This is a genomic window from Stenotrophomonas sp. S49 (genome assembly GCF_016624905.1).
Taxonomy (GTDB): domain Bacteria; phylum Pseudomonadota; class Gammaproteobacteria; order Xanthomonadales; family Xanthomonadaceae; genus Stenotrophomonas.
The window spans coordinates 16,075-28,627 of record NZ_JACVUD010000005.1 but is presented as its reverse complement, the minus strand read 5'-3'; the positions used below and the strand labels follow the sequence as shown (position 1 = coordinate 28,627).

Genomic DNA, 12,553 nt, shown 5'->3' with positions numbered 1-12,553 from the left:
AGGCGGCCAGCGCAGTGCGGCTTATTCCACCGTAACGCTCTTGGCCAGGTTGCGCGGCTTGTCCACGTCGGTGCCGCGTGCCAGCGCGGTGTGGTAGGCCAGCAGCTGCACCGGAATGGTGTGCACCACCGGGCTGAGCACGCCGGCATGGCGCGGGGTGCGGATCACGTGCACGCCTTCGGACTCGTTGAAGTTGCTGTCCTGGTCGGCGAACACGAACAGTTCGCCGCCACGCGCGCGCACTTCCTGCATGTTCGACTTCACCTTTTCCAGCAGGCTGTCGTTGGGCGCGATCACCACCACCGGCATGTCTTCGTCCACCAGCGCCAGCGGGCCGTGCTTCAGCTCACCGGCCGGGTAGGCCTCGGCGTGGATATAGGTGATTTCCTTCAGCTTGAGCGCGCCTTCCAGTGCGATCGGGTAATGCAGGCCACGGCCCAGGAACAGCGCGCTGCTCTTGCGCGCGAAGCGCTCGGCCCAGGCGGCGATCTGCGGTTCCATGTTCAGGGCGTGCTGCACGCTGCCCGGCAGGAAACGCAGCTGTTCCAGGTATTCCGCTTCCTGCGCTGCATCCACCCGGCCATGCAGCTTGCCCAGCACCACGGTCAGCTGGAACAGCGCGGCCAGCTGGGTGGTGAAGGCCTTGGTGGAGGCCACGCCGATCTCGGCACCGGCACGGGTGTAGCAGACCAGTTCGCTGGCGCGCGGAATCGCGCTTTCCGGCACGTTGCAGATCGACAGCGTGTGGGTGTGGCCCAGCGACTTGGCGTACTTCAGCGCTTCCATCGTATCCAGCGTTTCGCCGGACTGGGAAATGGTCACGATCAGGTGCTTGGGATTGGCATACGCGGCGCGGTAGCGGTACTCGCTGGCAATTTCCACGCTGCACGGCAGGCCGGCGATGGATTCGATCCAGTAACGCGCGGTCAGACCGGAGTAGTAGCTGGTACCGCAGGCCAGGATCTGCACGCCTTCAATGCCAGCCAGCACGGCCTCGGCATTCTTGCCGAACAGCTCGGCCGGGAAACCACCGGCGTCGATCGCCGCTTCAATGGTGTCACCCAGCGCGCGCGGCTGCTCGTGGATTTCCTTCTGCATGAAGTGGCGGTACGGGCCCAGTTCCAGCGAGGCCAGCGACACATCGGAAAGATGGGTGTCGCGCTGCACCGGCTGGTCGTGTTCGTCGAACACCTGCACGCCATCACGGCGGATATCGGCGGTGTCGCCCTCTTCCAGGAAGATGACCTTGCGCGTGGCCGAGATCACGGCCGAGACATCGGACGCGACGAAGTTCTCGCCCTCGCCCAGGCCCACCAGCAGCGGGCAGCCCATGCGCGCGCAGACGAAGTGGTCCGGCTCGGCGCGGCTGACCACAGCCAGGGCGTAGGCGCCGGTCAGCTCCTTCACCGTGCGCTGCAGCGCGCCCAGCAGGCTGTCGCCGCCCTTCAGGTGGTGGTGCATCAGGTGCGCGATCACTTCGGTGTCGGTCTGCGACTCGAAGGTGTAGCCCAGCGCGCGCAGCTTCTCGCGCTGCTCTTCGTGGTTTTCGATGATGCCGTTGTGCACCAGCGCCACGCCGTGGCTGATGTGCGGGTGCGCATTGGCCTCGGTCACCCCGCCATGGGTGGCCCAGCGGGTGTGGCCGATGCCCAGGCTGGCGTTGAAGCCCTCGGCCTCGGCGGCGGTGGCCATTTCCGAAACACGGCCGGTGCGGCGCACGCGGCGCACGTCCGGGCGCTCGCCCTGGTCGATCACCGCAATACCGGAAGAATCGTAGCCGCGGTATTCCAGTCGTTTCAGTCCTTCGATCAGTACCGGCACCACATCGCGATCAGCGATCGCACCTACGATTCCACACATGTCGCGTTTCCTTGAAGACGGTGTCGGCATTCTAGCGTGGGTGTCCGCCCTCCCCCGCCTGTCCGCTTAATGAATGTGTCCGCTGAAGTGTCCGCGGACACCCGGACACCGACCGCCGGCCGCTAAATCACTGATTCATAACACCAAAAAGTTGGCACGCGACGTGCTTGGTATGGGCTACCACCGACAGGCACGCACCCGATGATCCGCGACACCTCTGCCCAGGACCAGATCGTTTCCTCCGCCCCGGCCGGCACCTCCCGCTCGGGCGCCGCCCTGCGCCGTTACCGTTGGCCGGTGCTGGGCGGGCTTGCCCTGCTGGCCGCCATCGGCTGGGCGGTGCATGCCTGGTCCAATGCCAGCCGCTCGTTCGACAGCAGCCGGGTGCGCATTGCCGAAGTGCAGCGCGGCGACCTGGTGCGCGACATCGCCGCCGACGGCCGCGTGATCGCCGCCAACAGCCCCACCCTGTACGCCATCTCGGCCGGCACCGTGGACCTGAAGGTGGTGGCCGGTGACGTGGTGAAGAAGGGCCAGGAGCTGGCGATCATCGACAGCCCGGAACTGCGCAGCAAGCTGGCCCAGGAACAGGCCACCCTGGCCGGCCTGGAAGCCGAAGCCAGCCGCGCCGCGCTGGACGCCACCCTGGCCCGCGCCAAGTCGCGCAAGGAAACCGACCAGGCCAGCATCGAACGGCAGGCCGCCGACCGCGACCTGCAGCGCTACCAGCGCGGCTACGACGGCGGCGCGGTGCCGCAGATCGACCTGGCCAAGGCCCAGGACAGCCTGAAGAAGGCCGACATCACCCTGGCCAACGCCACCACCGACGCCCGCCTGCAGAGCCAGGGCGCCGACCTGGATGCGCGCAACAAGCGCCTGCTGGCCGACCGCCAGAAGGCGGTGGTGGCCGAAGTGCAGCGCCAGGTGGACGCACTGACCCTGCGCGCCCCGTTCGATGGCCAGGTGGGCCAGGTGCAGGCCACCCAGGCCACCAACCTGGCGGCCAACGCGCCGGTGCTGGGCGTGGTGGACCTGTCCAAGTTCGAAGTGGAGATCAAGGTGCCGGAAAGCTTCGCCCGCGACCTGGCCATCGGCATGCCGGCGCAGCTGACCGGCGGCAACGGCAAGCCGTTCGCCGGCGAGATCAGCGCCGTCTCGCCGGAGGTGGTGAACGGTGAAGTGAATGCCCGCGTGCGCTTTGCCGCCGCACAGCCCGAAGGCCTGCGCCAGAGCCAGCGCATGTCGGTGCGCGTGCTGCTGGATACGCGCCGGAACGTGATGAAGGTCGAGCGTGGCCCGTTCGTGGAACAGGGCAACGGCGTGGCCTATGTAATGGACGGCCGCACTGCGGTGCGCCGGCCGGTGGAACTGGGCGTCAGCAGCCTGGGCGAAGTGGAAATCAAGTCGGGTGTGCAGCCGGGCGACCGCATCGTGGTCTCCGGCAGCGACCTGTTCAAGGACGCCGAACGCGTCTCCGTCAACTGACACATCCTGGAGAGAGGACACCCCATGTACATGCTCGAAATGCGTTCGGTCGCCAAGGTCTTCCGCACCGAACAGGTGGAAACCCACGCACTGCGCTCGCTGGAACTGCAGGTGAAGGAAGGCGAATTCGTGGCCGTGACCGGCCCGTCCGGCTCCGGCAAGACCACCTTCCTCAACATTGCCGGCCTGCTGGAAACCTTCACCAGCGGCACCTACCTGCTCGATGGCCAGGACGTTAGCACGCTGGGCGATGATGCGCGCAGCCGCCTGCGCAACCAGAAGATCGGCTTCATCTTCCAGGGCTTCAACCTGATTCCTGACCTGAACCTGTTCGACAACGTGGATGTGCCGCTGCGCTACCGCAAAATGAGCGCCAACGAGCGCCGCGAGCGCATCGAGAAGGCGCTGACCCAGGTCGGCCTGGGCTCGCGCATGAAGCACTACCCCAACGAACTTTCCGGCGGCCAGCAGCAGCGCGCGGCCATTGCCCGTGCCCTGGCCGGCAGCCCGCGCCTGCTGCTGGCCGACGAACCGACCGGCAACCTGGACACGCAGATGGCACGTGGTGTGATGGAGCTGCTGGAAGAGATCAACGCCGCCGGCACCACCATCGTCATGGTCACCCATGACCCGGAACTGGCCGCACGCGCGCAGCGCAACGTACACATCGTCGATGGCCAGGTGACCGACCTGGTGCGTGAGCCGGTGCTGGCCACGCCGCGCCGCATCGTTGCCGTGAACGAGTGAGGGCCTGACCATGTTCGCCTACTACGCCCGCCTGGCGACGCGCAGCTTCCGCCGCAACAAGGTGCTGACCGCGCTGATGGTGGTGGCCATCGCGCTGGGCATCGGTGCCTCGATGACCACCCTGACCGTCTTCCATGTGCTCTCCGGCGATCCGATTCCGGACAAGAGCGATCGCCTGTTCTACGTGCAGCTGGACCCGGGTCCGCGCGGTGGCTACGTGCCCGGCGAAGAACCCAATTCGCAGATGACCCGCTTCGACGGCGAGGCCCTGCTGCGCGAAGCCAAGGCCGAACGCCAGGCGTTGATGAGCGCCGGCGGCGGTACCATCGAACCGGACAGCAGCACCCTGCAGCCGTTCACGATCGATACGCGCTGGACCTCGGCCGACTTCTTCCCGATGTTCAACGTGCCCATGCAGTACGGCCGCCCCTGGACCCGCCAGGACGATGAGGGCCGCGCGCGCGTGGTGGTCATCTCCAAGGCGCTGAACGACAAGCTGTACCAAGGCGGCAACAGCGTGGGCAAGGACATCCGCATGGATGGCCAGAGCTTCCGCATCGTGGGCGTGATGAAGGAATGGAATCCCGAACCGCAGTTCTTCGACCTGACCACCGGCAGCTACGGCAAGGATGAGGATCTGCTGCTGCCGGTCACCACCTCCTTCGACATGAAGCTGGGCAGCAGCGGCAACATGAACTGCTTCGGCGAGAACCCGGACGGCAACAGCTATTCGTTGAACGCGCCCTGCACCTGGCTGCAGTACTGGGCCGAAGTGCCGCCGGAAAAGGCCGACGACTACCGCCGCTACCTGGAAAACTACTCCAGCCAGCAGCGTGAGGCCGGCCGCTTCGAGCGCCCGCCGAATGTGCGCCTGCGCAACGTGATGGAGTGGCTGGACTTCAACGGCGCGGTGCCCAGCGATGTGCGCCTGCAGCTGTGGCTGGCGCTTGGCTTCCTGGGCGTGTGCCTGGTCAACACGGTGGGCCTGCTGCTGGCCAAGTTCCTGCGCCGCAGCGGCGAAATCGGCGTGCGCCGTGCGCTGGGCGCCAGCCGCGGGCAGATCTTCCTGCAATGCCTGGTGGAAGCCGGTGCGGTGGGCGTGGTCGGCGGCGTGCTCGGCATCGGCGTGGCCCTGCTCGGCCTGTTCGCGGTGCGCCAGCAGCCGGTGGACTACGCCAAGCTGGCCCACCTGGACGGCAGCATGCTGCTGCTGGCCATCGGCCTGACCCTGTTTGCCAGCCTTGCTGCCGGCTTCCTGCCCGCCTGGCGCGCGATGCAGGTCACCCCGGCCATCCAGCTCAAGTCGCAGTAAGCACCCGAACGAGGACTCCGATGGACATCCGCCCCATCCTCAGCACCCTGCGCCGGCACAAGACCGCTGCCGCCCTGATCGTGCTGGAAGTCGCCCTGACCTGCGCCATCGTCTGCAATGCGCTGTTCCTGGTCAGCCAGCGCGTGGAAAAGATCAGCATGCCCAGCGGCATCGCCGAGAACGAACTGGTAATGGTGCGCGTGAGCGGCATCGGCAAGCAGACCAACGGCCTGGCCCGCACCCGCGAAGACCTGGCCTCGCTGCGCGCCATTCCCGGCGTCACCAGCGCCACCATCATCAACCAGCTCCCCTTCCGCAGCGGTTCTTCAAGCAGCAGCATCCAGCGCCAGCAGGACCAGGAACAGCCGACCACCGAAGCATCGATGTACACGATGTCCGAAGACGGCATCCGCACGATGGGCATCAACGTGATCGCCGGGCGTGACTTCCAGCCCGACGAATACCGGGACTATGAAGTGGTCAGCAAGGCCGGTTCGCAGGACAAGGCGATCCCGGTGATCTTCACCCAGGCCACCGCCGCGAAGATGGAACCCAACGGCAATGCGCTGGGCAAGACCTACTACATGGGCAAGCAGCCGCTGCATGTGATCGGCATCGTCGATACGCTCACCACCCCAACCGGCTGGGCCAACAACTGGTCCGAATCGATGCTGATGCCGCTGCGCCGTGGCTTCGACGAAGGCGGCACCTACATGCTGCGCACCGCACCGGAACGCCGCGACGAGGTACTGAAGGCCGCGGTGGCTGCACTGGAACGCAACGATCCCAACCGCCTGATGCGCGACAAGCTGACCTATGAAGAACAGCGCCAGAAGTACTTCAGCAACGACCGCGCCATGGTCGGCCTGCTGGTGACGGTGTGCGTGGCGCTGCTGGTGGTCACGGCCCTGGGCATCGTCGGCCTGGCCAGCTTCTGGGTGCAGCAGCGCAGCAAGCAGATCGGCATCCGCCGTGCGCTGGGTGCCACCCGCGGGCAGATCCTGCGCTACTTCCAGACCGAGAACTTCCTGCTGGCCACCCTGGGCATCGTGCTGGGCATGCTGGCGGCCTACGCCATCAACCTGGCCCTGATGAACATGTACGAGCTGCCGCGCATGCCGCTGCTGTACCTGCCGCTGGGCGCGCTGCTGCTGTGGGTGCTGGGCCAGATCGCGGTGTTCGGCCCGGCCCGGCGTGCCGCTGCGGTGCCGCCGGCGGTGGCCACCCGGGGGGCGTGAGATGCGCACCCTGGTTCTGGCCCTCGCATTGGTCCTGCCGTTGCCGGCGCTTGCCGGCAGCAGCACGGTGCAGACGATGAACTGGCAGCAGGATGGCGCGCAGCTGGCGCTGCGCTCCACCGAAGGACAGGTGGACGTGCAGGCAGTGCGTCCCGAGGCACGCTTCGGCGTGCGCCGGGGCGACCGCATCCTGCGCGTGGACGACACGCCGGTCCGCCAGATCGATGCGCTTGCCACCGCCCTTCGCCGCGCAGATTCGGCGGGCAGACAACAGGTGTACCTGCTGCTGCGCCGCGACGGCCGCACGCTCAGCCAGGCGGTCAGCGTGGCGACCTGGAAGGCGGTGCTGGTACCGCCGCCAGCGCCGCCGCCCCCGCCACCGCCGCACTGACCTCCCGGCCCCCTGCGCAGCCACGGGTTTGGCTATGCTTGATGGGTGGCGCCGGTCACGGCTCTCTCGGCGCCACCCATCCCTTCTCCAGAATGCGTCCATGCCTGCGATCCTGATCATCGACGACAACGCCAGCGTAGCCACTGCGTTGGACGTGCTGTTTTCCCTGCATGACATCGACACCCTGCAGGCGCAGAGCCCGGCCGAAGGGCTGGCCCTGCTGGAATCGCAGCCAGTGGATCTGGTGATCCAGGACATGAACTTCACCGAGGACACCACGTCCGGTGAGGAAGGCGAAGCACTGTTCGCGCAGATCCGAGCGCGCCACCCCGATCTGCCGGTCATCCTGCTGACCGCCTGGACCCACCTGAGCAGTGCGGTGGACCTGGTGAAGGCCGGTGCCGCCGACTACCTGGCCAAGCCGTGGGATGACCGCAAGCTGCTGACCACGGTGAACAACCTGCTGGAGCTGTCCGAGGCGCGCCGCGAGCTGGACCAGCGCCGCGCCCGCGAACAGCGCCAGCGCACGGCGCTGGAAACCAAGTACGAGCTGTGTGATGCGGTGTTCGCCGATCCAGCCAGCGAGCGCATCATCGCCCTGGCCTGCCAGGTGGCACGCTCAGAACTGCCGGTGCTGATCACCGGCCCCAACGGCGCCGGCAAGGAAAAGATCGCGCAGATCATCCAGGCCAATTCACTGGCGGCCAAGGGCCCGTTCGTGGCGGTGAACTGCGGCGCGCTGCCCTCGGAACTGATCGAAGCCGAACTGTTCGGCGCCGAGGCCGGTGCCTATACCGGTGCCAACAAGGCGCGCGAGGGCAAGTTCGAAGCGGCCGACGGCGGCACGCTGTTCCTGGATGAGATTGGCAACCTATCCCTGGGCGGGCAGATGAAACTGCTGCGCGTGCTGGAAACTGGCCGCTTCGAGCGCCTGGGCTCCAACCGCGAGCGGCAGGTCAAGGTGCGCGTGGTCAGCGCGACCAATGCGGACCTGCCGGCGATGATCCGCGACGGCAGCTTCCGCGAAGATCTGTATTACCGCTTGAACACCGTGGAGCTGGCACTGCCGCCGCTGGCCGAGCGTCCCGGTGACATCCTGCCGCTGGCCGAGCGCTTCCTGGCCGCTGGCAAGCCGCTGTCAAGCGCCGCCGCCGCCGCGCTGCAGCGCCACCCGTGGCCCGGCAACGTGCGCGAACTGCGCAATGTGATCCAGCGCGCCGAACTGCTGGCCAGTGGCCCGCGCATCGAGGTGACCGACCTGAACCTGCCGCGTGCGCCGGCTGCAGCACGCCCCGCGCCGAGCGCCGGCAATGACCCCGACCGCGCGCGTATTGAAGATGTGCTTGCACGCAACCACGGGGTGATCGCGCAGGCGGCCGCGGAACTGGGGTTGAGCCGGCAGGCGTTGTATCGCCGCATGGATCGCCACGGCATTCCGCGCGAATGAAGCGGCGCTCGTTCACCTTCCGCCTGTTCCTGCGCCTGCTGCCGGTGCTGGCACTGGCTGCGGCATTGCCGTGGTTGCTGGCCTACTGGCTGGACCACGGCTGGGCGGTCACCCTGGTTTCCACCGTGCTGCTGCTGGCGCTGATGTGGTGGGCGCTGCGCCGTGCCACCGCACCGGTGCGATCGCTGATGCGGGCATTGGCCGGCACCACCAGCAGCTATCGCGACGGCGAATACAACTTCAGCGTGCATTGGCCCGGCAATGACGAGTTGGGTGACCTGGTGCAGGCCCACCGCGAACTGGGCGATGTGCTGCGCGAACAGCGCCAGGGCCTGGTGCAGCGCGAGCTGCTGCTGGACACCATGGTGCAGAACACGCCGGTGGCCATGCTGCTGATCGCCGCCGGTGGCGATGGCATTGCGCGCGTGGTGTTTTCCAACCTGGCCGCACGCAAGCTGCTGCACGGTGGCTGGAAGCTGGAAGGACAGCGGCTGCAGGATGTGCTGCAGCAGATGCCGGTGGAGCTGCGCGATGCCATCGAGCGCGGCGGCGACAGCCTGTTCGCAGTGCGCCCGGACGTGGACGACGGTACCGAAGTGGACGAGGACGACGAACAGGTTTACCACCTGTCGCGGCGCGCGTTCCATCTGAACGGCCGCCCGCACGATCTGCTGCTGGTGCGGCTGCTGACCGCCGAACTGCGGCGGCAGGAAGTGCAGACCTGGAAGAAGGTGATCCGGGTGATCAGCCATGAGTTGAACAACTCGCTGGCGCCGATCGCCTCGCTGGCCCATTCCGGCGGCGAGCTGGTGAAGCGCGAGCGTTTCGACCGCCTGCCCGAGATCTTCAGCACCATCGAAGACCGCGCACGCCACCTGGAAGGCTTCATCCGCGGCTACGCGCGCTTTGCCAAGCTGCCGCAGCCGCAGCTGCAGACCGTGCACTGGGCGCCGTTCCTGGCCAGCCTGGGCCAGCAGATTCCGTTCACCATGGACCACCCGCCCAGCGAAGACCTGAGCAGCCGCATCGACATTGCCCAGTTCGGCCAGGCGTTGTTGAACCTGCTGAAGAACGCGCATGAAGCCTGCGCCGAAGCCGACCCGCCCAACGACGATGTGCAGGTGCAGCTGACCCGCCTGCCGCAGTGGCTGCGGCTGGATGTGCTGGACCGCGGCAAGGGCATGAACGAGCAGGTGCTGCAGAACGCACTGATGCCGTTCTATTCCACCAAGCGCAACGGCACCGGGCTGGGCCTGGCGCTGACCCGGGAAATCGTGGAAGCGCATGGCGGGCGGGTGTCATTGCAGAACCGCGGCGAGGGCGGGCTGTGCGTGTCGATCCTGTTGCCGGTGGGGTGAACGGGGGGACGTATCCACGCATGGCGTGGATCTACGGCCGATGACCTGGACGTATCCACGCGTGGCGTGGATCTACCGGCGTAGGGCCATGGCCGGCGGCAGTAGATCCACGCTATGCGGGGATAGGCCGATCAAGGTCGGCCGCTACAGCACCCTACGCATCGCGACCCGCAGATGCATCGGAAACGCCAACGCAGCCTCTTCGGCCATCACGGCCTGCAGGCCGGCGCCACATTCCGCTTCCGGCACCGTGACGAATCCTTCGCTGGCGTAGAAGGCCGCGTTCCACGGCACATCGCTCAACGTGGTCAGTACCGCTGCCGGATAGCCGTCTGCCCTGGCCATCGCCAATGCGTGGCGCAACAGCGCACGTCCATGGCCCCGGCGCGCGTGCGCGGGATCCACATCCATCTGCAGCACATGGAACTCACCTGCCAGTTCACCGGCCAGCAGGTAACCGGCGATTCCGCCGTCGGCCGCATCCACCACCCACACCTGCCGGCGCCGCAGACCTTCGTGTAGCGCAGGCAGATCCAGGCCATGCCCGGCAAACACCTGATAGGCATCATGGCCCTTCAGCAGCTCGCCGGCGCGCTGTTCGATGCCTGGTAGCACGCCGAGCTCATCTGCGTGCGGCACACGTGGCTCAGGACTTCCTGATCGGGCGCTTCCAGCCATCGATGGTTTCCTGTCGTGCGCGCGCCAGGGTCAGCTTGCCATCGGGTGCGGTGCGGGTGATGACCGAGCCCGCCGCAATGGTGGCGCCTTCGCCGATCAGCACCGGTGCCACCAGCGCACTGTTGGAACCGATGAAGGCGTTGTCGCCGATGGTCGTGGTCGACTTGTTCACCCCGTCGTAGTTGCAGGTGATGGTGCCGGCGCCGATGTTCACCTTGCTGCCGATCACCGCATCGCCCAGATAGGTCAGGTGGTTGGCCTTGCTGCCCACGCCCAGGGTGACCTTCTTGGTTTCCACGAAGTTGCCCACGTGCACACCATCGGCCAGCACCGTGCCCGGACGCAGCCGCGCGAACGGGCCGATCTGTGCGGCGCCTTCGCTCACCACGCCTTCCAGATCGCAGTGCGCGCGCACCTCGGTGCCCGGCCCCAGGGTCACGTCCTTCAAGCGGGTGAACGGCCCGATGCTTACGCCATCGGCCAGCACCACGGTGCCTTCCAGGATCACGTCCACGTCGATCTGCACGTCGCTGCCCACGGTCACCTGGCCGCGTACATCCACGCGGGCCGGGTCGAGCACGCGCGCGCCCTGGGTACACAGTGCACGCACCGCGCGGCGCTGCCACGCACGTTCCAGCTGCGAGAGCTGCCAGGGATCGTTCGCGCCTTCGGCTTCCTGGGCGTCGGCCACCAGGGCCATCTCCGCCGGGGTGAACTCATGCGCCGCAAAGGCGAACACATCGGTCAGGTAGTACTCGCCCTGCGCGTTGCGGTTGGACAGCTGCGACAGCCAGCGCCGCAGCGCGGTCGATTCGGCGGTGATGATGCCGGTGTTGATGATGCGGATGCGGCGCTGCTCGTCATCGGCATCCTTCTGTTCGACGATGGCGCCGACCTTGCCCTCGGCATCGCGCAGGATGCGGCCGTAGCCGGTCGGGTCGTCCATCTCGGCCACCAGCACTGCCAGGCGGCCCGGCTGCGCCAGCAGGTCACGCAGGGTCTGCGCACGGATCAGCGGCACATCGCCGTACAGCACCAGCACCTGCGCGGCGTCGGGCACTTCGGGCATGGCCTGGGCCACGGCGTGGCCGGTGCCCAGCTGCTGCGCCTGCTCGGCCCACAGCAGGTCCGGCTGGTCGGCGAAGCGCTGGCGGACCGCATCGCCACCATGACCGTAGACCACGTGGATCGCCGCCGGCTGCAGCTCGCGCGCGGTGGCGATCACATGCGCCAGCATCGGCTGCCCGGCGATCGGCTGCAGCACCTTGGGCAGCACCGATTTCATGCGCTTGCCGGCGCCGGCGGCCAGGATGATCACGTGCAGGGGTTGGGTCATGGGCGGCTATCCGTAGGTCGTTGCCGACGATTCTAGAACGCAGGCCGTTAACATGGGCATCCATCGCCATTGTTGTCCGCCATGAGCCTGTTCCGCCAAGGCACCGCCTACCTCGTGATCGGCCTGGCCCAGCTGCTGCTGGACTGGCTGCTGTTCGTCGCCTGCACGGCGGCGGGCATGCCGGTGGTGCCGGCCAACGTGGTGGGGCGACTGGGTGGCATGCTGCTGGGGTTCTGGCTCAACGGGCGCTACACCTTCGCCGATGCACAGGGCGGCCAGCGCCTGGGCTGGCGCCGGTTCGCACGCTTCCTGGCGCTGTGGGTGCTGATGACGATCGCCAGCACCCTGCTGGTGGCCGCCGCCGACCATGCGCTGGGGCTGCAGTACGCGTGGGTGGCCAAGCCGCTGGTGGAAGGCGGGTTGGCGTGCGTGTCGTTCCTGCTGATGCGGTTTGTGGTGTACCGCTGAGGCGACGCGCGCGGTGGTCGACCAACGGTCGACTCTACCCCGCCGGTGTCATGGAAAAACCTACCCGGTAGAGTCGACCGTTGGTCGACTGCTCTTCCGGGATGCCGCTGAAAACCAGCGCTGCGCGCGATAGTCGACCAACGGTCGACTCTACGCCGACCATTGCTCGAAAAGCAGTCGAGCAAGCTCGACTCTACCGGGCCTCGGCCCATTACCCGCACAAACAAAAACGC

At 67.2% G+C, this 12,553-nt stretch carries 10 protein-coding genes and 1 pseudogene; 8 read left to right on the top strand and 3 right to left on the bottom strand.

Features of this window, described 5'->3' with window-relative positions; translation table 11 throughout:
• Positions 1–21: 21 nt before the first annotated feature.
• Positions 22–1,860 (bottom strand): glutamine--fructose-6-phosphate transaminase (isomerizing), encoded by a 1,839-nt coding sequence (gene glmS / locus IAE58_RS02120; RefSeq protein ID WP_108754230.1) that lies wholly within the window; start codon positions 1,858–1,860, stop codon positions 22–24.
• Between the two features lie 201 nt (positions 1,861–2,061).
• Between glmS and IAE58_RS02115 the strand changes: the two genes are divergently transcribed.
• The 7 genes and pseudogenes from IAE58_RS02115 to IAE58_RS02085 all read left to right on the top strand — a co-directional run bounded on the left by IAE58_RS02115 (position 2,062) and on the right by IAE58_RS02085 (position 9,838).
• Positions 2,062–3,345, top strand: a complete 1,284-nt coding sequence (locus IAE58_RS02115; protein ID WP_108754231.1) for an efflux RND transporter periplasmic adaptor subunit — start codon at positions 2,062–2,064, stop codon at positions 3,343–3,345.
• Positions 3,346–3,369: 24 nt separating this feature from the next.
• Positions 3,370–4,092, top strand: coding sequence for an ABC transporter ATP-binding protein (locus IAE58_RS02110; protein WP_108757225.1), 723 nt, complete (start codon positions 3,370–3,372; stop codon positions 4,090–4,092).
• Positions 4,093–4,102: 10 nt separating this feature from the next.
• Entirely contained in the window at positions 4,103–5,404 is a 1,302-nt protein-coding gene (locus tag IAE58_RS02105) for an ABC transporter permease (protein ID WP_199934299.1), read from the top strand.
• 20 nt (positions 5,405–5,424) lie between these two features.
• Positions 5,425–6,642 (top strand): FtsX-like permease family protein, encoded by a 1,218-nt coding sequence (locus IAE58_RS02100; protein ID WP_199934298.1) that lies wholly within the window; start codon positions 5,425–5,427, stop codon positions 6,640–6,642.
• A gap of 1 nt (position 6,643) precedes the next feature.
• Positions 6,644–7,033, top strand: a complete 390-nt coding sequence (locus IAE58_RS02095) for a PDZ domain-containing protein (protein WP_199934297.1) — start codon at positions 6,644–6,646, stop codon at positions 7,031–7,033.
• A gap of 34 nt (positions 7,034–7,067) precedes the next feature.
• Positions 7,068–8,048, top strand: a pseudogene (locus IAE58_RS02090) (sigma 54-interacting transcriptional regulator); the annotation flags it as partial.
• Positions 8,049–8,476: 428 nt separating this feature from the next.
• Entirely contained in the window at positions 8,477–9,838 is a 1,362-nt protein-coding gene (locus IAE58_RS02085; protein ID WP_199934296.1) for an ATP-binding protein, read from the top strand.
• 144 nt (positions 9,839–9,982) lie between these two features.
• Here IAE58_RS02085 and IAE58_RS02080 read toward each other — a convergent pair whose 3' ends face one another.
• Positions 9,983–10,516 carry a GNAT family N-acetyltransferase gene (locus tag IAE58_RS02080; protein ID WP_199934295.1) on the bottom strand — a complete coding sequence of 178 codons (534 nt, stop codon included), beginning with the start codon at positions 10,514–10,516 and terminating at the stop codon, positions 9,983–9,985.
• Positions 10,485–11,852, bottom strand: coding sequence for a bifunctional UDP-N-acetylglucosamine diphosphorylase/glucosamine-1-phosphate N-acetyltransferase GlmU (gene glmU, locus IAE58_RS02075; protein ID WP_199934294.1), 1,368 nt, complete (start codon positions 11,850–11,852; stop codon positions 10,485–10,487). The genes IAE58_RS02080 and glmU overlap by 32 nt, the downstream gene beginning before the upstream one ends.
• Before the next feature lie 81 nt (positions 11,853–11,933).
• Here glmU and IAE58_RS02070 point away from each other — a divergent pair, with 81 nt between their 5' ends.
• The gene (locus IAE58_RS02070) at positions 11,934–12,320 is read left to right on the top strand and encodes a GtrA family protein (protein WP_199934293.1); all 387 of its coding nucleotides are present in this window, start codon (positions 11,934–11,936) and stop codon (positions 12,318–12,320) included.
• Positions 12,321–12,553 lie beyond the last annotated feature (233 nt).

Bases quoted from the DNA above. Each gene is read 5' to 3' on its own strand.
- glmS (WP_108754230.1), bottom strand. From the start codon at position 1,860: ATGTGTGGAATCGTAGGTGCGATCGCTGATCGCGATGTGGTGCCGGTA.
- IAE58_RS02105 (WP_199934299.1), top strand. From the start codon at position 4,103: ATGTTCGCCTACTACGCCCGCCTGGCGACGCGCAGCTTCCGCCGCAAC.
- IAE58_RS02080 (WP_199934295.1), bottom strand. From the start codon at position 10,516: ATGGCTGGAAGCGCCCGATCAGGAAGTCCTGAGCCACGTGTGCCGCAC.
- IAE58_RS02095 (WP_199934297.1), top strand. From the start codon at position 6,644: ATGCGCACCCTGGTTCTGGCCCTCGCATTGGTCCTGCCGTTGCCGGCG.
- glmU (WP_199934294.1), bottom strand. From the start codon at position 11,852: ATGACCCAACCCCTGCACGTGATCATCCTGGCCGCCGGCGCCGGCAAG.
- IAE58_RS02070 (WP_199934293.1), top strand. From the start codon at position 11,934: ATGAGCCTGTTCCGCCAAGGCACCGCCTACCTCGTGATCGGCCTGGCC.
- IAE58_RS02100 (WP_199934298.1), top strand. From the start codon at position 5,425: ATGGACATCCGCCCCATCCTCAGCACCCTGCGCCGGCACAAGACCGCT.
- IAE58_RS02110 (WP_108757225.1), top strand. From the start codon at position 3,370: ATGTACATGCTCGAAATGCGTTCGGTCGCCAAGGTCTTCCGCACCGAA.
- IAE58_RS02085 (WP_199934296.1), top strand. From the start codon at position 8,477: ATGAAGCGGCGCTCGTTCACCTTCCGCCTGTTCCTGCGCCTGCTGCCG.
- IAE58_RS02115 (WP_108754231.1), top strand. From the start codon at position 2,062: ATGATCCGCGACACCTCTGCCCAGGACCAGATCGTTTCCTCCGCCCCG.